Here is a 25990-nt window from a genome sequence, read left to right as displayed (position 1 = left end):
CATGGCCGTCACCTTCATCGGCGTCCGCCACCACAGCCCCGCCTGCGCCCGGCTCGTCGCCGACACCATCACCTCCCTGCGGCCCGCGTACGTGCTGGTCGAAGGCCCGGCCGACATGAACGCCCGCATGGACGAGCTCCTGCTCGGCCACCAGCTGCCGATCGCCGTCCACACCGGCTACCGCGACCCCGAGCGGCGGCACGGCTCGTGGACGCCGCTGTGCGACTACTCGCCCGAATGGACGGCGCTCACCGCCGGCCGCGCCGCCGGCGCCGAGCTGCGCTTCATCGACCTGCCCGCCTGGCACCCGGCCCTGGCCGGCGTCCGCAACCGGTACGCCGACGCCGAGGCCCGCTACGACGAGGTCACCCGGCGGCTGTGCCACGCCTTCTCCGTGGACAACGTGGACGCGCTGTGGGACCACCTGTTCGAGATCGAGCCGGCCGACGGGCTGGCCGAGCGGCTGGCCACGTACTTCGACCTGGTGCGCGGCGACACGGAGCCGGGGGCGGACGACGCTGCGCGCGAGGCGTACATGGCGCGGTGGATCAGGGCCGCGGCGGCCGACGCCGGCGAACGACCGGTGGTCGTGGTCACCGGCGGCTTCCACCGACCTGCGTTGATCCGGCTCGCCGGGCAGGGCGCCGCGAGCCGGCCGGGATCGGCTGGGGATGGCGACGCGAGCCGGCCGGGATCGGCTGGGGAGGGTGGCGCGAGCCGGGCGGAGTCGGCTGGGCATGGTGACGCCGAGTGGCCGGAGGTGCCCCGGCCGCCGGAGGACGCCGTCGTCGGGAGTTACCTGGTGCCGTACTCGTTCCGGCGGCTGGACGCCTTCGACGGTTACCAGTCGGGCATGCCGTCGCCGGGCTACTACCAGCGCCTCTGGGAGTCGGGGCCGGACGAGGCCGCGCGCGGGCTCACCGAGGCGGTCACGGCCCGGCTGCGTGCCCGCCGACAGCCCGTGTCCACCGCCGACCTGATCGCCGCCCGCGCCACCGCCGACGGGATCGCGCTGATGCGCGGCCACCCGCGTCCGGCCCGCGTCGACGTGCTCGACGGCCTGGCCGCCGCGCTGGTCAGCGAGGCGCTGGAGACACCGCTGCCCTGGGCGGCACGCGGGCCGCTGCCGGAGGGCAGCCATCCGGTGATCGTCGAGATGATCGCCGCGCTCAGCGGCGACCGGACCGGCCGCCTCCACCCCGCGACCCCGCTGCCGCCGCTCGTCCACGCGGTGCTCGCCGTGCTGGGCGGCCCCGGCGAGGAACGGCTCGACCTCGGCGAGGACGCCGGCCGCGAGCGCAGCCGGCTGCTGCACCGGCTGCGCGTGCTGGGCATCCCCGGCGTGGAGCGCATCTCGGGGCCGCGCCCGGCGGGCGACGCCGAGCTGACCGAGCGGTGGGTGCTGACCGAATCGGAGGACCGGCTGCCCGCCCTGATCGAGGCCGGCGGCTACGGCGTGGACCCGCAGGAGGCCGCCGCCGCCGCGCTCGCCGAGCGGATCACCGGCGCGGACCTGGACCAGCTCGCCGACGTGCTGTTCGACGCGGCGCTGTGCGGCATCGGCGAGCTGGCCGGCCGCGTGCTGGACGACGTCGCCCGGGCCGTCGGCGCGGCGGCCGACCTCGGGGCGCTGGGCCGCACCCTCACCGTGGCGCTGGCGATGTGGCGCCACGACGGCCTGTTCCACACCAGCGGCAGCACCACCCTCGGCACGGTCGTCGAGGCCGCGACCCGCCGGGCGCTGTGGGTCGCGGAAGGCATCCGCGGCGGCCCCGCCCCGGCCGACCTGCCGCGCATCCACGCGATGGCCGCCGTCCGCGACGCCATCCGGCACGCGGGCCCGGCCCTCGGCCTCGACCCGCAGCTCGCCCTGGGCGTCGCCGACCGCCTCGCGACCTGCCAGGAGGCACCCCCCGACCTGCGGGGCGCGTCACTGGGCCTGAGCTGGTCACTACGCGACACGACCGCCGCCGATCCCGCCAAGACGGCGCACAGTACGGACTCTGGCGATGCCGCCAAGGCGGTGCACGCTGCGGGTGCTGGCGATCCCGCCGGGGCGGCGCGTGGTGGGGTGGCCGGTGATCCAGTCAGAGCCGTGCGGGGTGCGTTCGTGCCGGCGACGGCCGGGGACTGGCTGGCCGGGTTGTTCGCGCTGGCGCGTGAGGAGGTGCTGCACGCCGACGGCATGCTGGAGCTGCTCGACGAGCTGGTCGGCGGGATGAGCGACGACGACTTCCTGGTGGCGTTGCCCGCGCTGCGCCAGGCGTTCGGCTTCTTCCCGCCCCGCGAGCGGCACCTCATCGCCACCCGCCTGGTCGCGCGGCGCGCCGGAGGGGCGTCCGCGTGGGAGTTGATGCGGTTGGAGGCGGCACCAGAGCTGGTGGCCGCCGGCATGGCACTGGACGAGCGGGTCGAGACGGCCCTGCGCAGGGAGGGACTGATCACGTCATGACCGACCCCACCCTCGAACGGTGGCGGCTCCTGCTCGGCGAGCCCGGCAGCGTGTGCCTCGGCGGCGCGCCGCTCGGCGGGCCGGCCGCCGCCCGTGACGCGGCTCTCGACTGGCTCTACGGCCGCGACGAGGACCTGCGCCGGCGTGGCGTACGGCGGCAGGGCGGCACCGGCCCGTCCACGCTGACCACCTTCGACTGGCTGGACGACATCACCCGGCTCTTCCCCAAGGAGACCGTGGAGCGCCTGCAACGCGACGCCGTCGAGCGTTACGAGATCCACGACGTGGTGACCGACCCGGCCGTGCTGGCCCGCGTCGAGCCCAACCCCGCCCTGCTCAAGGCGGTCCTGCGCACCAAGCACCTGATGAACCCGCAGGTGCTGCGGCTGGCCAGGCGGATCGTCGAGCAGGTCGTCCGCCAGCTCATGGACAAGCTCGCCACCGACGTGCGCAGCGCGTTCACCGGCACCAAGGCGCGGCGAGCCGGCAGGTTCCGGCTGGCCCGCAACTTCGACATGGTCCGCACCCTGCGCGCGAACCTCGGCCGCTACCAGCCCGACACCGGCAAGGTCGTCATCGAGACCCCGTACTTCTTCTCCCGCACCCGCCGCCACCTGGAGCAGTGGCAGGTGATCCTGCTCGTCGACCAGTCCGGGTCGATGGTCGACTCGGTGATCCACTCGGCGGTCACCGCGGCCTGCCTGTGGGGGTTGCCGGGGGTGCGCACCCACCTGGTGGCGTTCGACACGGAGGTGGTGGACCTGACGTCCGACGTGGACGATCCCGTGGAGCTGCTGATGAAGGTGCAGCTCGGCGGCGGCACCGACATCGCCCGCGCGGCGGCGTACGGCGCCGGGCTGGTGGAGCAGCCGCGCCGGTCGATCGTCGTGCTGATCTCCGACTTCTACGAGGGCGGCGACCCGGGCCGGCTGGTGCGCATCGTGCGCGGCCTCGTGGAGCAGGGAAGCAAGGTGCTGGGACTGGCCGCCCTCGACGAGCAGGCCAACCCCGACTACGACCGCGGGCTGGCGCAGCGGCTGGCCGACGCCGGGGCGCACGTGGGCGCGATGACGCCCGGCGAGCTGGCGTCCTTCGTGGCGGAGCACGTGGGCCGATGAGGACGGACCTGCTCGGGCTCACCCCCGACTCCCTCGCCGCGCTCACCAACCGCGGGCTGGTCAAACGGGCCGGCAAGGAGGCCGTGCCGGAGTTGCGTACCGACGAGGATGGCACCGTGCACGGCGACTTCCCCGGCGGTCCCGCCACCAGCGTCCCGACGGGCGGCCTGGACGCGGCCCGCTGCACCTGCGGCGCCACCACCGCCTGCCGGCACGTCATCGCGGTGATCCTCGCCTACCAACGCCTGCATGCCGAGCCCGCACCCGCACCCGAACCCGCGCTTGCGCCAGGGGACGCCGCGCCGGGGAAGGCCGCGCCCCAGCCCGTGCCGGGGGAGGCCCCGCCGCAGCCCGCGCCGGGAGAAGCCGCACCCCAGCCCGCGCCTGAGGAGGCTGCGTCCCAGCACGGGGCCGAGGTGGGGGTGTGGTCGCCGGGGGAGATCGGGGATGACCAGCTCACCGCCCGGATCGGGGCCCGGCTCATGGCGGCCGCCCGGCGGGCCGTGCGGGCCGGGTTTGCTGCGCGGGTTCGGCGGGCGAGCGCCGTCGATCCGGTGCCGCAGGTCGAGTTGCCGTCGGCGACCGTGCGGTTCCTGGTGCCGGGCGATCTCGGGTTCGTGCACACCGACAGCGTCGCCGGGGTCAGGGACGATGTGATCGCGCTGGCCGTGTGGGCGTTCCGGGTGGCGGACGAGCGGCATCCCGGCGTGCCCGACGTGCGGGTGGACGTGGGCGGGGAGGCGGGCGCCGGGGACGGGCCTGGGCTGGGGCGGGCGCTGGGGCTGGCGGGGACGGTGCTGCGTGAGGGGGCGGCGCATCTCGGGGAGGGCCTGGAGGCGACGGTCGCGGACGTGCGGCGGCACCTGGACGCCGCCGGGCTGCGCTGGCCGTTGCTGGCCGTCGAGGATCTGGCCGAGCAGCTGGCCGCTTACCGTGACCGCGGCGCGCACTACCGTCCCGAGCTGGTCGCGAGCCACGTCGCCGAGCTGCACGCCCGCCACCGCGCGGTGACCGGGCCGGGCGCGACCTTGCGCAGCAGTGTGCTCGGCACGGCGGAGGCGGCGGAGACGCCGCTGCGCCGGGCCCGGCTGGAGAGCCTGGGCTGCCGGGTGCGCGGCGTAGGGTATCGGCGGATCGCGGAGGTGTACCTGGCGCACGGCGACAACGCCATGGTGCTGGTGCTGCGCCGCGAATGGGATGGTGACGAGGACGGCCCGGCCCTGGCGCGCCGCCGCGTCGCCTCGTCCACGCTGGGCGCCCTGGCCACGGGGAACCTGGTCACGGAGTCCGCGGTGCGCAGCGCGAGCCGCACGGTGCGGCTGGCCACGGGCCGGATCTCCAGGACGACGGTCAGCCCGTCGCGGGGCGACTGGGGCGCGCTGCCGCCGTCCCTGGTGGTCAGCGACTACGCGGCGCTCGGCCGCGAGCTCGACGCGCTGCCGCTGCGGCCGGTCCGGCCGCGGATCGAGGCGGAGCTGGTGCGGGTCGTGGCCGTCGCGGGCGTGGAGACCATCCGGTACGCCCCGGCGACCAGCGGCTCGACGCGGTGATAGCCGACGGTTCCGGCAACACCGTCGTCGTCTCGGCCACCCACACCGCCGCCGCGCCCGGCCGGCTCGACGCGCTGGCGGCCGTGCTGGCCGGGGTGGAGGGCGAGCCGCGGTTCGTCAGCGGCGTGGTGGGGCGCCGGGCGGGGGCTCTCGTGATCGAACCGCTGGGCGTGGCGGCCGGTGACCGGGTGATCGTTCCCGATCTGCGGGCCGAGGGCGGGGGCGGCGGGCCGGTGGCCGTCGCGGACGATCGGCCGGAGCCGCTGGCCGAGGCCCTGATCGAGGCGCGCGGGCTGCTCGCCGAGGTGGCCCATCACGGCCTGGTGCACCTGCCGCCCGCCTACGGGGAACGGCTCGCCGGGGCGGCGCACCGGCTGACCGTGCTCGGGCTGCGGCGCGTCGCGGGGGCCGTCACCGCTTTCGAGCGGGCGCGGGCGGGCGGGGCCGAGGAGGAGGCGGTCGAGCGGGCGTGGGTGGATGCGTACCTGCGGGTGGAGGTCGCCCTGGACCTGAACTGACGAGGGGTTGAAAACATCGTCTCTCATAGAGACAATGTTTCCGGCGCCTCAAGGAGTGAGGCGCCTGAAACGTGGTACTACTGGAGATCCGCGAAGGAGGACGGAAGGGCGAGTTGGGGCACCCATGACCGAGCGTTACCTCGGTGTCCTCGGCGTGGCCGAGGCCCTGGGAGTGAGCCGGCACGCGGTGCACAAGTGGCGCACGCGCCACCCCGGCGGCTCCGAGCACCCGTTCCCGGAGCCTGATGTCGAGGTGGACGGCGCTCCTGGCTGGCGGGCCGACCGGGTGCAGGAGATCGTCCGGTGGCGGGAGAGCCTGCCGGGGCGCGGCACAGGCGGCGGGCGGCCCACGGCGGCGCGTCAGGAGTACCTGAAGGTGGCGCTGGCGCGCGGCCTCCACCGTGACGAGGCGCTGCGCGCGCTGGCCACGTTCCAGGCGGAGTTCCCCCAGATGACCGAGCCCGAGTTGTGCGCCTGGCTCATCGAGAAGTTCCGCCGCTGACCCTCTTCTTCTTCCTGACGGGACATGAAAGGCGATGACGCATGCTCGGAAACGGCTCAGAGGTGGGCGGGGAGACGGCGCCGGGGTTCGAGGCGGTGCGCGCGGCGTTCGAGGAGAATCTGGCCTCCGGTGCGGAGATCGGCGCGGCGGTCACCGTCTACGTGCACGGGCAGAAGGTCGTCGACCTGTGGGGCGGGCTCGCCGACCCTGACGCCGGCCGCCCGTGGGAGCGCGACACGGTGCAGGTCGTCTACTCCACCACCAAGGCAGTGACGGCCGCCTGCGCGCTGCTGCTCGCCCAGCGGGGCGAGCTGGACCTGGACGCGCCCGTGGCCCGCTACTGGCCCGAGTTCGCGGCCGGCGGCAAGGAGCGCATCCCGGTGCGGTGGCTGCTCACCCACCAGGCGGGCCTGCCCGTGCTCGACCGCCCGATCACCCCGGCCGAGGCGATCGCCTGGGACCCCGTGGTGGACGCGCTCGCGGCCCAGCGACCGGCGTGGGAGCCGGGCACGGAGCACGGCTACCACGCCTTCACCTACGGGTGGCTCGTCGGCGAGGTGGTCCGCCGGGTCTCCGGGCGGAGCATCGGCACGTTCCTCGCCGAGGAGATCGCCGGGCCGCTCGGGCTGGACCTGTGGATCGGGCTGCCCGAGCGGGAGCGGCACCGGGTGAGCCGCATCGTCACCGACCCGGCGGCGTTCGACACCTCCGCGATCGACCTCGACGCCGTTCCCGAGCTGATGCGGAGCGTGCTGGCCGCCTACGCCGACCCCACCTCGCTCAGCTCGCGGGCCATGAGCCTCGTCCGGCCCCCGCTCGACCACAACGACCCCGCCGAGCAGGCCGCCGAGCTGCCCGCCACCAACGGCATCTGCACGGCGCGCGGCCTGGCCGGCTTCTACGCCGCCCTCATCGACGGGCGGCTCCTCACCCCCGGCACCCTGGCCGCGGCGACCGCCGAGCAGGCCGCCGGGATCGACCGCGTGCTGCTCGTGCCGGTACGGATCGGCACCGGGTTCGGCCTGCCCACCCCCGACGCTCACTGGTACTCGCCCACCGCCTTCGGGTTCGGCGGCTGGGCGGCTCGCTCGGGTTCGCCGATCCGGGGAACGGGGTCGCGTTCGGCTACGTGATGAACCGGATCCGGCACGAGGTCCCGGACACCCGGTCGGCCCGGCTCTACGCCGCCGTCAAGGAAGCGCTGAAAGCGTGAGCCGTCAAGAAAGCTCTGAAAGCGTGAGCGGTCACCAGCTCCACATCCCCACCCGCACCTGCACTCCCGGCGAGGCGTGCAGGACGGGCTGCCCCTCTGGCTCGGGCAGCCCGGCGGCCGGCACCACGCTCTGGTCCAGCCCGTGGAGCCGGGCGTGGTGCAGCGGCCACGGCGGATGCTCGACCTGGGCGGCGGCCAGCCGCCCGGCCACGACGCTGAACAGCCGGAACCGGGCGGTCAGGAAGTGCGCCAGCTCGTCCCGCTCGCGCTCCACCAGCGGCACGCCGACCTCCACGTCCGCGTCGCACCGGGCGCCCACCGGCCCGGGCAGGCGGCGGCGGCACCGGTAGCGGAGGTGGCCGTGGTCCGCCTCCACGGACATGCCGGACCAGTAGTAGGGCAGCCAGTACCCGCCCCGCCCGCCGAGCGCGGCCGGCAGCAGCCCCGCGTCCAGGGAGAAGAACCAGATCCCGGTACGCCCGCGGGCGTCGCGCACGTACGTCCGCAGGTTCGTCTCGGGAAAGGTGGACAGCCACGGCAGCGCGGGCAGGCCGGGCACCCGGACGCCCCGCATGAGGAAGCAGGTGAGCCCGACCCACGCCGACCCGTCGAACGTCTCCACCGTGAGCTGAGGGGGCAGGAGCGCCTGGACGTGCTCGGGCCGGTAGCGCCAGTGGATGAAGGTCATGCGCGACCACTCGTGGTACATGACGGGCAGGCTGACGTGGGGTGATGGTGGAGGTCGCACACCGTGCCCCTGCCCGGCGGCGGCGCGGCCAATCCAGCGGTATGTCCGTTTCCGCATCCTGTGTCGGGGCAAAGGAGCTCATGGATCATTCACAGGCACCGATCTTGCAGGCTTTGCAGGCGTACCACGAGAGCGGGCAGCTGCCCTTCACGCCGCCGGGGCACAAGCAGGCCCGGGGCGTCGATCCGCGCGTGGCCGCCGTGATGGGGGAGGCGGTGTTCCGCTCCGACGTGCTGTCGGTGGGCGGGCTCGACGACCGGTCCAGCTCGGGCGGCTTCCTGGAGCGGGCCGAGGAGCTGATGGCCGACGCGGTGGGCGCGAAGCAGGCGTTCTTCTCCACGTGCGGCAGCTCGCTGTCGGTCAAGGCCTCCATGTTGTCGGTGGCGGGGCCGCACGAGAAGCTGCTGATCGGCCGTGACGCGCACAAGTCGGTGGTGGCGGGCCTCGTGCTGGCGGGGATCAGCCCGGTGTGGGTGGATCCGCAGTGGGACGCGGAGCTGCACCTGGCGCATCCGCCGTCCCCGGAGGCGTTCGCGGCGGCCTTCGCCGAGCATCCCGACGCCAAGGGCGCCCTCGTGGTGACGCCCACCCCGTACGGCACCTGCACCGACCTGGCCGCGCTCGCGCGGGTCTGCCACGAGCACGGCAAGCCGCTGATCGTGGACGAGGCGTGGGGCGCGCACCTGCCCTTCCACCCCGACCTGCCGACGTGGGCGATGGACGCGGGCGCGGACGTCTGCGTCACCAGCGTCCACAAGATGGGCTCCGGGCTGGAGCAGAGCTCCGTCTTCCACCTCCAGGGCGACCTGATCGCGCCCGAGCTGCTCAAGCAGCGCGCCGACCTGTTCAGCACCACCAGCCCGTCGGTGCTGGTGTACGCCGCGCTGGACGGCTGGCGCCGGCAGATGGTGGAGCACGGCCACGCCATCTACGACCGGACGCTGCAGCTGGCCAAGTCCGTACGGGCGGCGGTCGAGGCCGTCGAGGGCCTGCACGTGCACGGCCGCGACGACTTCTGCGGCGACGGCCGGGCGTTCGACCTGGACCCGCTGGAGCTGGTCGTGGACGTCAGCGGCCTCGGGACGGGCGGGTTCCAGGCGGCCGACTGGCTGCGCGAGCACCACCGGATCAACGTGGGCCTGGCCGACCACCGCCGGATCGGCGTCCAGCTCACCCACGCCGATGACGAGGAGACCACCGGCCGGCTGCTGGACGCGCTGCGCGACCTCGCCGACGGAAGTGCCGGGTTGCCTCCCGCGCCTCGCCTGCGCATCCCGTCGCCGGCCGAGCTGCGCCTGGAGCAGGCCATGCTGCCCAGGGACGCGTTCTTCGGCCCGGTGGAGCACGTGCCGTGGCAGCAGGCCGCGGGCCGGATCGTCGCCGAGCTGATCACCCCGTACCCGCCCGGCATCCCGGCCGCGCTGCCGGGGGAGCGGCTGAACCGGGAGGTGCTGGACTACCTGCACGACGGGCTGGAGGGCGGCATGGTCATCCCCGACTCGGCCGACCCGTCGCTGAAGACCGTCCGCGTGGTGGCCTGATCCTCCGGGATCCGGGTCAGGCGCTCTCGCTGCGGACCACGGACAGGTGCCGGGCGTGGCCCGCCGAGTGGTGCAGCCGGTCGAGCAGGATGCCCTCGCGCAGCGCCCACGGGCAGATGCGCACGACCGGCAGGTCGAGGGCGGCCATGGTGGCCTCGGCGACGACGGCCCCGGCGAGGATCTGCCGGGCGCGGGCGGCCGAGACGCCCGGCAGCTGCGCCCGTTCCCTGGGGGTCCGGCACGCCAGCAGCTCGACGGCGGCGCGCAGGTCGGCGCGGCGCAGCTCACGCGTCACGTGCGGCCCGGCCTTCGCCCGCGGCGCGCCGCACAGGCGGGCGAGCTGGGCGAACGTCCGGGACGTGGCGACCGCGGTGGCCTGGCCGGCGCGGTGCCGGGCGCGCAGGTCGCCGACGGACTCGGCGAGCACGGACTCGACGTGCTCGCGCAGCCGCTTGACGTGCTTGTTCTTCACCCGCTCCGGGTCCGGCAGTCGGTGCCGGGTCAGCCGCCCGGCGCCCAGGGGGAGGCCGAGTGCCAAGTCGGGGGTCTCGCCGCTGCCGTAGGCGAGCTCCATGGAGCCGCCGCCGATGTCGGCCAGCAGGATCGGCCCCGCCGACCAGCCGAACCAGTGCCGCACGGCGAGGAAGGTCAGCCGCGCCTCCTGCTCGGCGTCCATGTAGCCGACGCGCACGCCCGTGGTGGCGAGGACTTCGGCGAGGATCGCGTCGCGGTTGGCGGCGTCGCGGATGGCCGCGGTGGCGTACGGCACCAGCTCGTTCACCCGGTGCCGGGCCGCGACGGCGGCGGTCTCCCTGACGGCCTCGATCAGCCGGTCGATCGCCGCCCGCCCGACGACCCCCTCCCGGTTGATCGCCTCGGCGAGGCGGATCTGGCGTTTCAGCGTGGCGACCGGTTGCGGCGGATACCCCGGCGTGAGGTCGGCGATACGCAGATGGGCGGCGTTGGAGCCGATGTCGAGTACGCCAAGTCGCATGGTCAGGCGGATACCCGCTAATGGCACGCACAATCTTCGACAGTGCCGGTGCATTCAACGGCCGCGGCACTTAGTGGGAGCCATTCGGACGCGATTTCCGGGGAATGCGCCTGACCTGCGCGAACATTCGCGATCAGCGGCGCCCGCGTATTCGGCGGCGCATATTCCGAAGACGCATTCCCGGAAAACTCAGGCCGACTGCTCGCGGGGGCCGCGCCGGCGCACCATGGCGGCGCGGCCGGGCGGGATCAGGCTCGGGTTGACGCTGCGCAGCACGGCTTCCTCGTCGATGACGACCCGGGCGACGTCGGTGCGGCTGGGCACGTCGTACATGACCGGCAGCAGCACCTCCTCCATGATCGCGCGCAGGCCGCGCGCCCCGGTGCCGCGCAGCAGCGCCAGCTCGGCGATCGCGTCGAGGGCGCCCGGGGTGAACTCGAGGGCGACGCCGTCCAGCTCGAACAGCCGCGCGTACTGCTTGACCAGCGCGTTGCGCGGTTCGGTGAGGATCTGGATGAGGGCTTCGCGGTCGAGGTCGTGCACGGTGGTGATGACCGGCAGCCGGCCGACGAACTCGGGGATCATCCCGTACTTGACGAGGTCTTCCGGCATGAGCGCGGCCAGGGCGCCGCCGTCGTCGTGCTCCTCGCCCGCCGCGCGCAGCATGGAGCCGAAGCCCATCCGGCGGCGGCCGACGCGCTGCTCGATGATCTGGTCGAGGCCCGCGAAGGCGCCGCCGCAGATGAACAGCACGTTGGTGGTGTCGATCTGGATGAACTCCTGCTGCGGGTGCTTGCGCCCGCCCTGCGGCGGCACCGACGCCGTGGTGCCCTCCAGGATGCGCAGCAGCGCCTGCTGGACGCCCTCGCCCGACACGTCGCGAGTGATCGACGGGTTTTCGCTCTTGCGGGCGATCTTGTCGATCTCGTCGATGTAGACGATGCCCTTCTCGGCCTTCTTGACGTCGTGGTCGGCGGCCTGGATGAGCTTGAGCAGGATGTTCTCGACGTCCTCGCCGACGTAGCCGGCCTCGGTCAGCGCGGTGGCGTCGGCGATCGCGAACGGCAGGTCGAGCAGCCGGGCGAGGGTCTGGGCCAGGAGCGTCTTGCCCGACCCCGACGGCCCGAGCAGCAGGATGTTGGACTTGGCGAGCTCGACGTCGTCGCCCCGCGAGCCGGTGCGGCCGGCGAGGACGCGCTTGTAGTGGTTGTAGACCGTGACCGAGAGCGTCTTCTTGGCCTTGTCCTGCCCGACCACGTGCGCGTCGAGGAACTGGTAGATCTCGTGCGGCTTCGGCAGATGGGCGTGCCGGACCTCGGTGGTCTCCGCGGCCTCTTCCTCGATGATCTCGTTGCAGATCTCGATGCACTCTTGGCAGATGTAGACGCCGGGGCCCGCGATGAGCCGCCTGACCTGCCGCTGACTCTTGCCGCAGAACGAGCATTTGAGCTGATCCGAGCGATCACCGAGGCGTGCCATTTCCGGCGCTCCTTCGCTTCTGGCCGCCTCTGGCGACTTCCGCGTTTTTCGTTCCACAGCGTACAGGCTGTGCCGAGTACTGAGAATGAGCCGCGGCCGCGGCTCCCTTAATTGCGGCGTGATATTCGTGCGGTGCGAAAAGCGAAAATCGGGCCGGCCCCGTCGCTGCGGTGGGCGACCCCTCGTGGCAGAGTTCCGATACAGAGCTGTACTGTATTGTAAGTCGGCACATGAGAGACGGGAAGCAGCCATGAGTGCGCTGGTGCTGGGCTTCGAGGACATCGACAGGACACGGACGGCCCTGGCCGGGGGCAAGGGAGCCAACCTCGGCGAGCTGTCCGCCATCGAGGGGGTCCGGGTGCCGCCCGGGTTCTGCGTCACGACCGAGGCGTACCGGACGGTCGTCGAGGAGGACGCCGCGGTCGGCGCGCTGATCGACGCGCTGAGCGGGCTCGACGCCGGCGACCGGGACGGGATCGCCGCCGCGTGCGCCCGCCTGCGCGCCGCCGTCGAGGCCCTGACCGTGCCGCAGGAGCTGGCGAGGGAGATCGCCCGGCGCCTCGACGGCATGGACGGCCCGTGCGCGGTGCGCTCCAGCGCCACCGCGGAGGACCTGCCGTCCAGTTCCTTCGCCGGGCAGCAGGACACCTACCTCAACGTGCGGGGCGCCGAGGCGGTGATCGACGGCGTGCGGCGGTGCTGGGCGTCGCTGTTCACCGACCGCGCCGTGGCCTACCGCATCCGGAACGGTTACGACCACCGTGCCGTCCGGCTCGCCGTGGTCGTCCAGCGGATGCTCTTCCCCGACGCGGCCGGCATCCTGTTCACCGCCGACCCCGTCTCGGGCAACCGGCGGGTGGTCTCGATCGACGCCGGGTTCGGCCTGGGGGAGGCGTTCGTGTCCGGGCTGGTCGACGCCGACAACTACCGGGTCCGCGCGGGGCGGATCACCGGGAGGAGGATCGCCACGCAGACGAAGGAGCTGCGCCCGTCCCCGTCCGGCGGCACCACGGAGCAGCCGATAGAGCCGGCGCGGCGGAGCGTCCAGAAACTCACCGACGAGCAGATCCTGCGGCTCGAAAGCCTCGGGCGGCGCATCGAGGCCCACTACGGCCGGCCCCAGGACATCGAATGGGGCCTGTACGAGGACGAGCCGTACGTGCTGCAGAGCCGCCCCATCACCACGCTCTACCCGGTGCCGCCGTCACCCGACGGCAGGAACCACGTCTACATCTCCTACGGGCACCGGCAGATGATGACCGACGCGTTCGCCCCGCTCGGCCTGTCGGTCTTCGCGCTGCTGCACGAGAAGCTGGGCCGCCCGGCCGGCGTCGTGGCCGGCAACCGCTTCTACAAGGACGTCTCGGCCGAGCTCACCTCCTTCTGGGCCAGGCCCGCCACCCTCAAGAGCCTCGACCAGGTGGACGTGCTGATGGCCAACGCGCTGCGGGCCGTGCTCAAGCGCGAGGAGTTCGTCGCCTCGCTGGCCCGCGGCCGGACCTCGATGCTGGACTTCGGCCGGACCGGCCCGCTGACGATCGCCCGCTGGTACCTGAAGCTGGCCCGCGAGGACGACCCCGGCGTCGTGCCCGACCTCATCGCGCGCACCGAGGAGACGGTCGAGCGGCTCAGGCGCGGCCTGGCGGGCAAGTCCGGCGACGAGCTGTTCCAGTACGTCATCGACGACCACGCCGTGCTGGCCGAGCTCACCTTCGACCCGCGCAGCGTGGCGGCGGCGTTCGTCGGCATCCAGGCGGTCCACTGGGTCGACAAGCACATGGAGCGCTGGCTGGGCGTGCGGAACGCCGCCGACGTCATCGCCCGCTCCGCCGACCACAACGTGGTCGCCGCCATGGGCTTCGACCTGCTGGACGTCGCCGACGTCGTCCGCGAGCACCCCGAGGTGCTGCGTCACCTGGAGACCGCCCGCCGCGAGACGTTCTTCTCCGGCATGGAGGGGCTCGACGGCGGCCCCGCCGTGAGCGAGGCGCTGCGGCGCTACCTGCGCACGTACGGGATGCACTGCGCCGGCGACATCGACCTCACCAGGACGCGGTGGAGCGAGGACCCGACGCTGCTCGTCCCCCTCATCCTGGCCGACATCAGGAACTTCCCGCCCGGCGAGCGCCGCCGCAAGGCGGAGCGGGGCCGCGCCGAGGCCGAGCGCACCATCGACGACCTGCTCACCCGCCTCAGGCGGCTGCCCGGCGGCGCCGCCAAGGCGCGGCGGGCGGCCAGGAAGATGAGCCTGATCCGGCACTTCATCGGCTACCGCGAGTACTCCAAGCACGCCCTGCTCATGCGGTACGAGCTCTACAAGCGGGCGCTGATGGCGGAGGCCGAGGGGCTGGTCCGGCGCGGCGTCATCGAGGAGCCGCAGGACGTGTACTTCCTGTCCCTCGAGGAGTTCCGGCACGCGGTCGGCACCGGCGAGGTCGACCGGTCGCTGATCGCCCGGCGCAGGGAGGAGCACGAGACGTACCAGCGGCTCACCCCGCCGCGCGTGATCACCTCGGAGGGCGAGGTGATCACCGGCGCGTACGACACCGGCGCGCTGCCGGACGGCGCCCTGCCCGGCATCGCCGTGTCGTCGGGCGTGGTGGAGGGCCGCGCCCGGGTCATCCGCGGCCTGGCCGAGGCGGACGTGGCCGACGGCGACATCCTCGTGACCGTCTTCACCGACCCGAGCTGGTCGCCGCTGTTCGTCGCGGTCAAGGGCGTGGTGATGGAGGTCGGCGGCGTGATGACGCACGGCGCCGTGGTGGCCCGCGAGTACGGCCTGCCCGCCGTCGCCGGGGTGGAGCGGGCGACCGAGCGCATCCGCGACGGGCAGCGCATCCGGGTGCACGGCGGCGCGGGCTACGTGGAGCTTCTTCCGGACGCGTGACAGGGTCAGGCGCGCGGTGCGACCGGGGCCGGCAGGCTCACCTCGAACAGGCGGGCGTCCACGTCGTTGAGCGCCAGCCGCAGCGCCCCCAGCGCGACGCTCTCCGCGCCGAGCGTGGAGGCGCGCAGCTCGGGCACGCGCAGGCAGGTGCGGCCGAGCTCGCGGGCGAGCTGGTCGAGGATGAGGTCGGCGGAGCGGGAGAAGCCGCCGCCGAGGACGACGACCTGCGGGTCGAGGGTGAGCACGAGGGCGGCGGCGCCCACGGCGAGGTCGCGGGTGAAGCGGCGCACCGCCGTGCGGGCCGTCTTGTCGCCGGCGCGGGCGGCGTTGAACACCCAGGCGGCGGCGTCGTCGGGGCCGATGCCGGCCGGCAGGCTGGGGCAGCTCTGCAGGTGGGAGGGGGCGGCGAGCCAGCGGACCGCCGGCAGGGCGCCGATCTCGCCGGCCGCGCCGCCGTAGCCGCGCCGCAGCGTGCCGTCGATGATCAGGCCGGCGCCGAGGCGCATGCCGGCCAGCAGGTAGACGATGTCGTCGGCGTCGCGGGCGGCGCCCTGCCAGCGCTCGGCCAGCGCGGCGAGCTTGCAGTCGTTCTCCACCTGGACGGGGCAGGAGAAGCGGGCGGCCAGGTGCTCGGCGGGGCTCACGGTGGCCCAGCCGGGCAGCGGGGTGAACAGCGCGGTGCGCCCGCTGGCGTCGACCGGCCCCGTCACGCCGACGGTGATGGCCCAGATCTGGTCGGGGCGCAGGCCGGCCGCGGCCAGGCACTCGTCCACGGCGGCGTCGACGACGGCGAGCCGCGCCGCCGGGCCGGCATCGGGATCGACGGGCAGCCGGCTGGTGGCCGCCACCGTGCCGTCGAGGTCGGACAGCATGGCCAGCACCTTGTGCGCGCCGACGTCGACGCCGACCACGTGGCCGGCGTCGGCGTTGAAGCGGTAGCGGCGGGCGGGCCGGCCGACGCTGCTGCTGCCGTCGGGCTCGACGACGGTGAGCCAGCCGTCGGCGACCAGGCCCTGCACGATGACGTCGGTGCCGGGCCGGGACAGCCCGGTGCGGGTGGCCAGCTCCGTGACGGTGGACGGCGGGTTGCCCCGCAGCGCCCTGACGATGCTGAGCGCGTTGAGCTCCCGCATCCGGTTCACGTCAGTCCCGGTCGTGACCTGCTCGGTCACCCTGGCCCCCCTGATTAACGATGCGCTCTTGACAAAAGAGTAGTGCGACCTCAGGAGATCGGATACCACTGCCCGTCAGGAGCGACCGCCGGGCCGAAGTCCACCTCGCGCCCGTCGATGGCGAAGACGTAGCGGCCCTTGCGGACGACGGCGGGCGTGGCCGACAGGTACGCCGTCATCTCGGCCAGCTCCTCGGGCCGCAGCCACCCGGGCGGGTCGGACACCGCGCGGAAGCCGCACACCACCGCGAGGTCGCGCAACCAGCCGAGCTGCTGCTCGCTGAGCAGGTTGAGACGGCTGCGGAAGTACACGACGTCCGGGTCCACCTCGGCCAGCGGCGCCTGCCACAGCCGGTGCAGCGTGTTGACGACGGCGTTGCGCGCCATCGCGTCGGACGGGTCGTCGCTGGCGTAGTTCTGCCACATCGGCGCCACGTCGGGGCCGCTGCGCAGCCCGTCGAGCAGGCCGAGCGAGGGCAGCAGGATCGCGCCGCTGCCCAGCAGGTACACGTCGTCGCCCGCCGTCCGCCTGATCAGCTCCAGCGCGTTCCGGTACGCCCGCTCGCGGCCGAGGCCGCCCTCCCGCACGCCGGGGGCCGCGCCCGCGTTGATGAAGTCGAGCTTGAGATAGCGGAAGCCCCACTCGTGCACGACCCGCCTGACCAGCCGCTCCACGTGCTCCAGCGCCTCCGCCTTGGACAGGTCCAGCGCCCAGTAGCTGGTGCCCCAGTTGTAGCCGGCGACCACGGGCTCGCCCCGCTCGTCGCGCAGCAGCAGATCGGGCCGCTCGCGGGCGGTGCGCGAGCCCGGCAGCACGATGAACGGGGCCAGCCACAGCCCCGGCGTCATCCCCGCGCCGGCGATCCGGTCGGCCAGCGCCCGCATCCCCGACGGGAACTTGGCGTTCGGCTCCCAGTCGCCGACCATCTCCTCCCAGCCGTCGTCCACCTGTAGCACGTCGAACGGCAGGCCGTTCAGCTCGTCGATGTCCTTGGCCAGGCCCTGCTCGGTGATGCCCTCGTAGTAGGCGTACCAGCTGCACCAGACGTTGCCCGCGCGCCGCCCGCCGGTGCCAAGACGGGCGGCCAGCGCGCGCGTGTAGGCGCCGAAGACCTCCTCCTCTTCGCCGTAGGCGAGGAACCAGGGCGCGCCGTCGTCCTCGTACCAGCCGGCGAGGGTGTCGCGGTCGGCGGCCAGGCGCGGGGTGCCGAGGCCGAGCGCGCCGAGCAGCAGGACCCGCCCGTCGCCGCCCTGGAGGGCGGCGACGGCGGAGGAGTGGTGGCGGGCCGGGTCGTCCCAGACCGGGTCGTCGGCGGTGGTCCTGCGCCGCGGGTCGGCGATGCGCAGCGGCGGCTCCGACAGCCGCCGCCACCCGCACGGGCTCCACGAGTTGTGCCCGTGCCGGTAGAACAGCGCGTCGCCGAGGCCGTGCAGCACGGCCACCCGGCCGGGCGGCAGCAGCACCCCGCCCTCGATCCTCTGCGGTGGCTCGGAGCCGGAAGGCTCAACGGCTACGGTACGGCCTGCCAGCTCGACGAGCAGCGGCATGATGCTCCTTTTCCTCGGTGTACGTCGTCTCGATCAGGTGAACAGCGCGTTGACCTGGTCGTTGGCCTGCTTCAGCCCCTCGGCGGTGCCGACCTGGCCGAGGACGACCGACTGGATGGCGTCCTGGACGATCTGGCTGATCTCGTTGCCGTGGTCGGTGATCGGCAGCAGGAACGTCTCGCCCCGCGCCTTCGTCGGGCCGAGGTACGCCTGCACGTCACGCCCCGCGGCCTGGTGGGCGGCGGCGGCCTTGTCGCTGGCCGTCTTGATGGCGGGGAAGACGACGGCGCTGTCCGCGACGATGTCCTGGCAGCCGGCGGAGCCGAGGAACTTCACCCACTTCCACGCCTCCTCCTTGTGCTCCGTGCCCGCGAAGATCGCGTCGGACAGGCCGTTGATGGCCGTCTTCCGCGTGCCGGCCGGGCCGACGGGCATCGGGGCGAGGGCGAACTTCTGCTCGGCGTCCGGGCCCAGGAACGTGCTGATCGTCCACGAGCCGGCGAAGGACATGGCACCCTTGCCCGCGTTCAGCACCGCGTCCCGGCCCAGCGTGGACTGCTTGTCGAACTTCGGCGCGTACCCCTTGTCGATGAGCTGCTTGTACCAGTCGATGACCTGGGCGAGCTTGGGGTCGTCGTACTTGTAGCGCGTGCCCCACGGGTTCTTGTCGAGGTAGGTCCAGCCGTTGGCGACGGCCAGGTCGCCCCAGCCGTTCTGGCCCTGGGAGCCGTCGCCCCATTCGGGCAGGAAGCCGTACACCTTGACCTTGGTCTTGTCGAAGGCGGGGTCGAGGCCGTCGCGGCCGTTCTCGTCCACGGTGAGCTTGGCGATGACCTGCTGGAGGGTGCCGCCGTCGGTGGGGTTCCAGGTGAGGTCCGCCATCTCCGCCGGCTTGACCTTCTGCTCGGCGAGCATCGTGGTGTTGTAGACGAGCGCGATGGTGTCCCAGTCCTTCGGCAGGCCGTACCGCTTGCCGTCCTTCACCCACAGGTCGGCCAGGCCCTCCTGGTACTGGGTCAGGTCCACCTTGTCGCGGTCCACGAACGGCTGGATGTCCATGATCTGGCCGCTGCTGACGAACTGCGGGTAGTAGGAGCCGTGGTCGGTCCACACGTCGGGGGCCTGGCCGGCGGCGAGCTGGGTGGTGAGGTTCTGCCAGTACTGCGCCCACGCCGTCTGCGTGATCTTGACGGTGACGTTCGGCTCGGCCTTGTGGAAGGCGTCCGCGCACGCCTGGTACGCCGGGAGCTGCTTGTCGTCCCAGAGCCAGTAGTCGATCGTGACGGTGCCGCCGGCCGCGCCGCCCTGCTCCTGGCCGCCGCCGGAGCCGCAGGCCGCGAGCGTGCCGGCGAGCGAGAGCGCCAGCAGCGCCAGGCCTGCCCGCTTGGTGGTGTTCATGATGCCTCTTTCAGGGGGGTTACTTGATTCCGGAGAAGTTGAGCGACTGGACCAGCCGGCGGCCGAGGAAGATCAGCAGGATCAGCACGGGCAGGACCGAGAGGGTCGAGCCGGCCATGAGCCCGGTCCAGTCGGGGCGGGTGTTGGGCGACTGCTGCAGGAAGACGCCGAGCGCGACGGTCAGGACGCGGGTCTGCTCCTCGCGCCCGACCAGCAGCGGCCACAGGTAGTCCTTCCACGCCCACACGGTCGTGGTGAGCCCGATGGTGATCAGCGGCCCGCGGCTCATCGGCAGCACGATGCGCCAGAACACGCCCCACGCGCCGTTGCCGTCGAGCCGGGCCGCCTCCTCCACGTCGCGGGGGATGGACAGGAAGAACTGCCGCAGGAAGAAGACCGCGAACGGGGTCATCAGGATCGACGGGGCCACCATGCCGGCGAACGTGTTGACCCAGTCGAGGTTCTTGACCAGCACGAAGTTGGGCAGCAGCGTGAAGATCGGCGGCACCATGAGCGCGGCGATCACGATGCCGAAGACCACCTCGCGGCCGGGGAAGCGCAGGCGGGCGAACGCGTACCCGGCCATCGCGCAGAAGAACGTCTGGAGCGTGGCGATCAGCCCGCTGTAGACGACCGAGTTGAGCAGGTAGCGGGCGAAGTCGATCCGCGCGCCCGATCCGCCCGCCGCGCGGGCCTCCTCCTGGGTGGTGAGCCCGAGGATGCGCTGGAAGTTCACCAGCGTCGGGTTGCTGGGAAAAAGGGCGCCGCTGTCGGCGTAGAGGTCGGCGGCCGGGGTGAGGGCCGTACGGACCATCCAGTAGAAGGGGAACAGGGTGAGCACGAGGGCCAGGGCCAGCATGGCCCAGGCCGCGAGGGTGCCGATGCGCCGCAAGGTGTCGCCTCCTCAGGCCAGGTCCGAACGGGAGGCCCGCAGCAGCCGCAACTGCACGACCGTGAGCACGCCCAGGATGAGCGCGAGCAGGAGTGCCGCCGCCGAGGCGTAGCCCATGTGGAAGTACTGGAAGGCCTGCTGGTAGATGAAGTAGTAGATGACCCTGATCGCGCTGCTCGCCCCGCGACCGCCCGCGGCCACGGCGACCGTGTCGAAGATCTGGAACGATCCGATCAGCGACACGACGAGCACCAGGGCGAGGACGGGCCGCAGCATCGGCAGCGTGACCGAGCGGAACATGCGCAGCTCGCCGGCGCCGTCGAGGGCGGCGCTCTCGTACAGGTGCGGCGGGATCTGCAGCATGCCGGCGTAGAGGAGCAGCGCGGTGTAGCCGGTGTACGCCCAGGTGTTGACCAGGCCGATCGTCGGCATCGCCCAGTCGGGGGAGACGAAGAAGCCGACGGTGCCGAGGCCGAGCGCCTTCAGCAGGTGGTTGACGAAGCCGAGGTCGGCGTCGAGCAGCCAGATCCACAGCAGGCCGACGGTGACGTTCGGCACCAGCCAGGGCAGCAGCAGCATCGCGCGCAGCGCCACCGAGCGGGTGAGGCGGTGCATGAGCGCGGCCAGGAGCAGGCCGAGCAGCATCTGTGAGCCGATGTTGATGACGACGTAGTAGCCGGTGACGCCGAGCGAGTGCCAGAACTGCGGGTCGCGCACGATCTGGGCGTAGTTGTCGCCGCCGACGAACGTGGGGTCGCTGAGCAGGTTGTAGTCCGTCAGCGAGTACCAGACGCCGCGCACGGTCGGGTAGCCGTAGAAGATCACGAAGCCGGCGAGCGCGGGGACCAGGAACAGCCAGGCCGCCCGGCGGTCGTCACGCGGCCGGGGCCGTCTTCGCCGGGCCGCGCCGGCGTCGTTCGGCGGCTCGGCGAGCTGCGACCGTTCCTCGGTCCGCATCGTTCTCATCTTCGTCCTCGGCGCTTGGTGAAATTGCCCTCTTGCCACGGGGTGACTCCCGAATAATGATGTGGGGCATCGTAAGTTTGTCAATAGCTCCTCATATTCGAGGAGCGCGCCCGGACCCTTCCACCCCACGTCGACCCCCCATCCGGCGGGCTCTTCACGCCTGCCGGCAGCCACGTATCCCGGAGGTTTCCGCACTCATGCCTGCTTCTGTCCCGCCGTCGCGGCGGCTGCACCGGGCCGTGCTCGCGGCATTGGCCGCCCTCGCGCTGGCCCTGCTCCCGGCCACCCAGGCGTGGGCGCTCGCCCCGCCGCCGGCGGGGTACCGCCCCGGCCGCAGGCGCCCGCCGCGCCCGACCCGTCGCTCCAGGCGCACCCCTGACCGCCGCGCCGGGGCCGCTGGACAACCCGCTCAAGGGCTTCGCCCGCTTCTACTGGCCGGGCAGCGACCAGAACACCGGCTACCCGCACTCCCTCACGTGGAGCTACTTCGGCCTGTCCGAGGTGATGACCGACCCGGCCGACTGCTCGAAGATCAACTGGTCGATCCTCGACAACGCGCTGAACGAGATCGCCTCGTACGGCAACCAGGCCGCCGTGCGCTTCTACCTGGAGTATCCCGACGGCAGCGGGACGCACCCGGCCAACGCCATCCCGCGCTGCTTCGACGGGCACGTCACCTACCGGACCAACACCCGATGGGGAACCACCAGCCCCGACTACGACAACGCGTACCTGCTCGACGCGCTCAGCGGCTTCATCGCCGCCTTCGGCGCCCGTTACGACGGCGACCCGCGCATCGGCTTCATCCACCTGGGCCTCATCGGGCTCTGGGGCGAGTGGCACACCTGGCCGTACGACACCGACACCAGCGGCGACTCCTACCCGAACTACATGCCGACCGACGAGCACGCCGCGCGGATCCTGCGCGCCTACGACGACGCCTTCGACCAGACCAAGCTGGAGGTGCGCTACCCCGACTCGGCGGGAGGCGCGGCGACCGGCCTCGACGTCGGCTACCACGACGACTCCTTCTGCTTCCGCGAGGGCTCGCCCTGGCCGGCGTCACGCTGCCGCAGTCGCTCGGCGGCGCCTCCTGGGCGCAGCTCCAGCGGGCGCTCGCCGTGGGCGGCGAGAACAAGTGGATCACCTCGTCGATGGGCGGCGAGGTCCGGCCCGAGATCCAGGCCACGGCGTTCGCGTCCTGGCCGGGCGGCTCAGGGCAGGTCGACAACATGAAGGCGTGCATCGAGCTGGAGCACACCACCTGGAAGATCAACGAGCAGAGCCAGGGCTACGCGGCCGGCGACCCCGGCGTGGCCGCCGCCGTCCGGCTCATGGGCTACAACCTCACCGTCGACAACGCCTACTTCAAGGACACCGCCTCCGGCACCACGAACGTCGGCGTGAAGATCAGCAACACCGGCGTGGCCCCGTTCTACTACCCGTGGACGGTCACCCTCGGCCTGCGCAACACCGCCGGTACCGTGGTCAAGACCTTCGACACGCCCTGGGACCTGCGCAAGGTCATGCCGCTCAAGATCCGCGCGTTCCCCGACTGGGGCGCCGGCGCCGACCCGACCTACCTCGACTACGGCTACCCGCAGTACTTCCAGACCGGCGTCGACCTCTCCGGCGTGGCCGGCGGCTCCTACCAGTGGGTCCTGCGCGTGAAGAACCCGCTGGAAGCCGTCTCCGCGAACGCCAGGAAGCTGCGCTTCGCCAACGCCACGCAGGGCGCCGACGGCTGGCTCACCCTCGGCCCCGTCACCGTCGGCTCCGGCGGCACCGACACCTCCGCGCCCACCACGCCCGGCGGGCCGACCTCGCCGTCCCGCACCTCCACCTCGGCCACCCTGTCGTGGACCGCGTCCACCGACAACGTCGGCGTCGCCGGCTACCGCGTCTACCGCGGCTCTACCGAGGCCGGCAGCACGACGACGACCTCCTTCACCGACACCGGCCTGACCCCGCGACCTCCTACACCTACACCGTCAAGGCGTACGACGCGGCCGGCAACACCTCCGCGGCCTCCGCGCCCGTCACCGTCACCACCCTCCCGGCCACCACCACGGGGCTGGTGCTCGACGACTTCGACGGCGACCCCGCCTACCCGTCCGCCGCGCTCAACGACCTGGGCAGGTGGACCGGCGGCAACTGCTTCCTCAACGGCGGCGGCTCGGGCACCGTGTCCGGCGGGGCGCTCGCCCTGCGCTACGACAACTGCGGCTGGTTCGGCAGCGACGTCGGCACCGGCCTGTCCGCGTACACGTACCTCGTCGTCCGGATCAAGGGCGCGGCCGGCGGCGAGCAGGCCCACTTCAACCTCGGCCTCGGCGGCACCACCAAGCTGTTCGCCGACTACACGCTCGACGGCGGCGGCCACCCCGCCATCACCACCTCCTACCAGGACATCAAGATCCCGATGGCGGCCAACGGCATCAACCGCTCCTCACCCGGGCAGCTCGCCATGGGCTTCTGGTACGGCGGCAACAGCACCGTCACCATCGACTCCCTCTCCTTCCAGTGACCCCGGGGGAGGCCGGGTCCGCCCGGCCTCCACCGCGCGGCGGCCGGTTGCTCGAACCCCCGTACCGCTCTTGAATGGGGACTTATGTTCCTCCGCCGCCCCAAGCCCGTCCGCCGCCCCACCGAGCTCCTGATCGGGATCGGGTTCTTCGTGGCGGTCGCCGCCTGCGCGGCCACCGCCCTGCTCGTCCCCGACACGCTGGTCGAGGTGCGGTTCGCCGTCATGGGGCTGGCCGCCTGCCTGTACGCCGTCGTCGCGGCGGACCTGTGGGCGGCGGCGGTGACGGGGATCCTGGCCTGGACGCTGGCCACCGGCTTCCTCACCCATCCGGTGGGGGAGCTGAGCGTCACGGGCGGCTCCGACGCCATCCGGCTCTTCGCGATCATGGGGCTGTCGGTGGCGGGCGGCCTCTACGGCGTCCTCCGCCGCCGCACGGCGTGACGCTCATGAGCTTGTGAAGGCGCCGGCGGCGGCGTGCTCGCTCACCTGCCGCTCCTGCTCCTCCGTCCACCCGGCGGTCTCGCGCAGCGCGGCGAACTCCCGCTCCAGCGTCGTCGCGGACGTGGTGCGCGCGTCCGTGCCGATGGTGACGGCGAGCCCGTCCTTCAGCAGCCGGGTGGCCGGATGGGCGGCCAGCGTGGCGACGGCGCCCGTCTGCGCGTTGCTGACCGGGCACATCTCCAGCGTGATCGCGTCGCGGCGCAGGCGTTCGAGCAGCGCGCCGTCCTCGGCGCTGCGCACGCCGTGGCCGATCCGGCGGGCGCCGAGCACGTCGATCGCCTCCCACACGCTCTCGGCCCCCGCCGCCTCGCCCGCGTGCACGGTGCACGGCAGCCCGGCCTGGTGGGCGAGGTCGAAGGCGGGGCGGTGCGGCGCGCCCGGATACAGCCGCTCGTCGCCGGCCAGGTCGAGCCCGGCGACCACGTCCCGGTGCCGCAGCGCGGTCTCGGCGACGGCCAGGCTCTCGTCGGGGGTCTGGTGGCGCAGGCAGCACAGCAGCAGCGCCGTTCGGACGCCCGTCGCGGCGCGACCCTCCGCCAGCCCGGCGGCGACCGCGGCCACCGCCTCGTCCGGGGTCATGCCCTGCCGCCCGTGCAGTTGCGGCGCGAAGCGCGCCTCGCCGTGGACGACGCCGTCGGCGCTCCAGTCCTCGACCAGCTCGCGCGCCGCCCGGCGCAGCGCGCCGGGGGTCTGCAGGACCCGCAGCGGCAGGTCGATGTAGGTGAGGTAGCGGGCCAGGCTGCCGCAGTCGGCGGGCGCGGTGACCAGCTCCGTCACCGGGCGGTCGAGGGTGATGCCCTGCTCGCGGGCCAGGGCGGCGATGGTGTCCGGGCGGACGGAGCCGTCGAGGTGGCAGTGCAGGTCGTAGCGGCCGGTCATGAGGATCCTTCCGGAAGGGGGACGTGGGCGCAGGCGTCGAGGAGCAGCCGTTTGAAGCCCTGCTCGTCGACCCGGCGGACCAGGGTCAGGTTGGGCGGGGGCGCCGCGCGCCGGCGGTCGATGACGAGCTGGCCGCGGGTCTCGTCGCCGACCGCCACGTCCACGTGCGCGTGCTCGCGGTCGAGGACCAGCTCGGGGTGCAGGGCCACGGCCATCGCGACGGGGTCGGGCAGGTCGTAGCCGGGCAGGCCGGTGACGTCGCGGGCCCAGTCGGCGACCGTCCGGTTGATGCGGTGGGCGAAGGCGGCCAGGGGAGTGCCGAGGGCTTCGAGCCGGCGCTGGTCGTCGGGGTCATGACGGCGTACCGGCGCGAGACGTCCCAGCCGATCCACGTGACCTGGCCGGGCGTGGCCGCGCGCAGCACCACGCGGGCGGCCTCGGGGTCGGCCCACACGTTGAACTCCGCGGTGGGGGTGACGTTGCCGTGCAGGTCGGCGGCGCCCGCCATGCAGTAGACGTGGCGGAAGCGGGTCAGCAGCTCGCGGTCGCGCAGCAGGGCGGCGGCGAGGTTGGTGAGCGGGCCGAGGGTGACGAGCGTCAGCTCGCCGGGGTGGCGGCGGGGGAGCGACAGCAGGACGTCCACCGCGTGGCCGTCCGCCGGGCCGCGCGCGGGGTCGGGCAGGCCGGTGTCGCCCATGCCGTCGAGCCCGTGCACGTGCTGGGCGGTGGACGGCGGCCTGGTCAGCGGCCGGTCGCAGCCGGGGTGGACGGGGACGGCGGCGTGCCCGGCCAGGTCGAGCGTGATCAGCGCGTTGCGGGTGGCCGTCTCCAGGGGGACGTTGCCCGCCACGGTGGTCACGGCGCGTACGTCGCCGTCCTTGACGGCCAGCAGGAGCGCCACGGCGTCGTCCGAGCCGGTGTCGGTGTCGATGAGGAGTGGCACTTCACACCTTGTCTAATCGTTTAGATTCCTGAGCGGCACCATCTAACCGAGGAGATGGGAGAATGTAAAGCCTCATGAGCAGGCAGATCACCGTGGCCGACGTGGCCCGCCGGGCCGGCACCTCGACGGCGGTCGTCAGCTACGTCATGAACAACGGCCCCGC

General features: G+C 73.1%; 21 protein-coding genes and 2 pseudogenes. 12 read left to right on the top strand and 11 right to left on the bottom strand.

Annotation, left to right across the window (positions count from 1 at the left end; translation table 11 throughout):
• Position 1: 1 nt before the first annotated feature.
• The 6 genes from KIS93_RS21635 (at position 2) to KIS93_RS21615 (ending at position 7273) form a co-directional block, all read left to right on the top strand.
• Positions 2-2452: a DUF5682 family protein gene (locus KIS93_RS21635; protein WP_080045942.1), complete on the top strand. Its 2451-nt coding sequence runs from the start codon at positions 2-4 to the stop codon at positions 2450-2452.
• Positions 2449-3570 carry a VWA domain-containing protein gene (locus tag KIS93_RS21630; protein WP_080045943.1) on the top strand — a complete coding sequence of 374 codons (1122 nt, stop codon included), beginning with the start codon at positions 2449-2451 and terminating at the stop codon, positions 3568-3570. The genes KIS93_RS21635 and KIS93_RS21630 overlap by 4 nt, the downstream gene beginning before the upstream one ends.
• A complete protein-coding gene (locus tag KIS93_RS21625; RefSeq protein WP_222107579.1) occupies positions 3567-5120 on the top strand; it encodes a hypothetical protein in 1554 nt (517 codons plus the stop codon). The genes KIS93_RS21630 and KIS93_RS21625 overlap by 4 nt, the downstream gene beginning before the upstream one ends.
• On the top strand, positions 5117-5638 hold the full coding sequence (locus KIS93_RS63490) for a hypothetical protein (protein WP_222107578.1): 522 nt from the start codon (positions 5117-5119) through the stop codon (positions 5636-5638). Before KIS93_RS21625 ends, KIS93_RS63490 begins: the two co-directional genes overlap by 4 nt.
• A 124-nt stretch (positions 5639-5762) precedes the next feature.
• Positions 5763-6140: a hypothetical protein gene (locus KIS93_RS21620; protein WP_080045945.1), complete on the top strand. Its 378-nt coding sequence runs from the start codon at positions 5763-5765 to the stop codon at positions 6138-6140.
• A 41-nt stretch (positions 6141-6181) separates the two neighbouring features.
• The gene (locus KIS93_RS21615) at positions 6182-7273 is read left to right on the top strand and encodes a serine hydrolase domain-containing protein (RefSeq protein ID WP_222107577.1); all 1092 of its coding nucleotides are present in this window, start codon (positions 6182-6184) and stop codon (positions 7271-7273) included.
• A gap of 111 nt (positions 7274-7384) precedes the next feature.
• Here the strand turns inward: KIS93_RS21615 and KIS93_RS21610 are convergent, their stop codons facing one another.
• Complete coding sequence (locus tag KIS93_RS21610) at positions 7385-8062, bottom strand: YqjF family protein (RefSeq protein ID WP_186404371.1); 678 nt, start codon at positions 8060-8062, stop codon at positions 7385-7387.
• 119 nt (positions 8063-8181) lie between these two features.
• On the opposite strand from KIS93_RS21610, the gene KIS93_RS21605 reads away from it, so the two are divergent.
• Positions 8182-9642, top strand: a complete 1461-nt coding sequence (locus tag KIS93_RS21605; RefSeq protein WP_080045948.1) for an aminotransferase class I/II-fold pyridoxal phosphate-dependent enzyme — start codon at positions 8182-8184, stop codon at positions 9640-9642.
• 16 nt (positions 9643-9658) lie between these two features.
• Here KIS93_RS21605 and KIS93_RS21600 read toward each other — a convergent pair whose 3' ends face one another.
• Positions 9659-10636: a Ppx/GppA phosphatase family protein gene (locus KIS93_RS21600; RefSeq protein ID WP_080045949.1), complete on the bottom strand. Its 978-nt coding sequence runs from the start codon at positions 10634-10636 to the stop codon at positions 9659-9661.
• A 189-nt stretch (positions 10637-10825) separates the two neighbouring features.
• Positions 10826-12115, bottom strand: a complete 1290-nt coding sequence (gene clpX, locus KIS93_RS21595) for an ATP-dependent Clp protease ATP-binding subunit ClpX (RefSeq protein ID WP_080045950.1) — start codon at positions 12113-12115, stop codon at positions 10826-10828.
• Between the two features lie 250 nt (positions 12116-12365).
• Between clpX and rph the strand changes: the two genes are divergently transcribed.
• The gene (rph, locus tag KIS93_RS21590) at positions 12366-15002 is read left to right on the top strand and encodes a rifamycin-inactivating phosphotransferase (protein WP_080045951.1); all 2637 of its coding nucleotides are present in this window, start codon (positions 12366-12368) and stop codon (positions 15000-15002) included.
• 5 nt (positions 15003-15007) lie between these two features.
• Here rph and KIS93_RS21585 read toward each other — a convergent pair whose 3' ends face one another.
• Genes KIS93_RS21585 through KIS93_RS21565 form a run of 5 tightly spaced genes read right to left on the bottom strand, consistent with a single transcriptional unit; the run spans position 15008 to position 20977 of the window.
• Positions 15008-16174: an ROK family transcriptional regulator gene (locus tag KIS93_RS21585; RefSeq protein ID WP_222107576.1), complete on the bottom strand. Its 1167-nt coding sequence runs from the start codon at positions 16172-16174 to the stop codon at positions 15008-15010.
• A 50-nt stretch (positions 16175-16224) separates the two neighbouring features.
• On the bottom strand, positions 16225-17721 hold the full coding sequence (locus KIS93_RS21580) for a glycoside hydrolase family 36 protein (RefSeq protein WP_080045952.1): 1497 nt from the start codon (positions 17719-17721) through the stop codon (positions 16225-16227).
• A 33-nt stretch (positions 17722-17754) separates the two neighbouring features.
• Positions 17755-19119, bottom strand: coding sequence for an ABC transporter substrate-binding protein (locus tag KIS93_RS21575; RefSeq protein ID WP_080045953.1), 1365 nt, complete (start codon positions 19117-19119; stop codon positions 17755-17757).
• 19 nt (positions 19120-19138) lie between these two features.
• Positions 19139-20011 (bottom strand): carbohydrate ABC transporter permease, encoded by an 873-nt coding sequence (locus tag KIS93_RS21570; RefSeq protein WP_206068868.1) that lies wholly within the window; start codon positions 20009-20011, stop codon positions 19139-19141.
• Positions 20012-20023: 12 nt separating this feature from the next.
• Complete coding sequence (locus KIS93_RS21565) at positions 20024-20977, bottom strand: carbohydrate ABC transporter permease (RefSeq protein WP_080045954.1); 954 nt, start codon at positions 20975-20977, stop codon at positions 20024-20026.
• A 504-nt stretch (positions 20978-21481) separates the two neighbouring features.
• Here KIS93_RS21565 and KIS93_RS65495 point away from each other — a divergent pair.
• On the top strand, positions 21482-22213 hold the full coding sequence (locus KIS93_RS65495; protein WP_246005339.1) for a hypothetical protein: 732 nt from the start codon (positions 21482-21484) through the stop codon (positions 22211-22213).
• Positions 22132-22641 (top strand): annotated as a pseudogene (locus KIS93_RS69030) (DUF4832 domain-containing protein); the annotation flags it as partial. The gene KIS93_RS65495 and the pseudogene KIS93_RS69030, both read left to right, overlap by 82 nt.
• Here KIS93_RS69030 and KIS93_RS63485 read toward each other — a convergent pair.
• On the bottom strand, positions 22626-22820 hold the full coding sequence (locus KIS93_RS63485) for a hypothetical protein (protein ID WP_222107821.1): 195 nt from the start codon (positions 22818-22820) through the stop codon (positions 22626-22628). The pseudogene KIS93_RS69030 and the gene KIS93_RS63485 sit on opposite strands and share 16 nt — an antisense overlap.
• A gap of 15 nt (positions 22821-22835) precedes the next feature.
• Here KIS93_RS63485 and KIS93_RS67555 point away from each other — a divergent pair, with 15 nt between their 5' ends.
• Complete coding sequence (locus tag KIS93_RS67555) at positions 22836-23504, top strand: hypothetical protein (protein WP_281261976.1); 669 nt, start codon at positions 22836-22838, stop codon at positions 23502-23504.
• A gap of 84 nt (positions 23505-23588) precedes the next feature.
• Positions 23589-23945 (top strand): hypothetical protein, encoded by a 357-nt coding sequence (locus KIS93_RS21555; RefSeq protein ID WP_080045956.1) that lies wholly within the window; start codon positions 23589-23591, stop codon positions 23943-23945.
• Positions 23946-23948: 3 nt separating this feature from the next.
• Here the strand turns inward: KIS93_RS21555 and add are convergent, their stop codons facing one another.
• Positions 23949-24884 carry an adenosine deaminase gene (gene add / locus KIS93_RS21550; protein WP_080045957.1) on the bottom strand — a complete coding sequence of 312 codons (936 nt, stop codon included), beginning with the start codon at positions 24882-24884 and terminating at the stop codon, positions 23949-23951.
• A pseudogene (locus KIS93_RS21545) lies at positions 24881-25785 on the bottom strand (nucleoside hydrolase). Before KIS93_RS21545 ends, add begins: the two are co-directional and overlap by 4 nt.
• Positions 25786-25990: the final 205 nt, after the last annotated feature.

The sequence above is a fragment of the [Actinomadura] parvosata subsp. kistnae genome (assembly GCF_900323885.1).
Classification (GTDB): Bacteria; Actinomycetota; Actinomycetes; order Streptosporangiales; family Streptosporangiaceae; genus Nonomuraea; species Nonomuraea composti.
The sequence above is the reverse complement of the archived record's forward strand: the minus strand, read 5'-3'. Positions and strand labels throughout refer to the sequence as shown.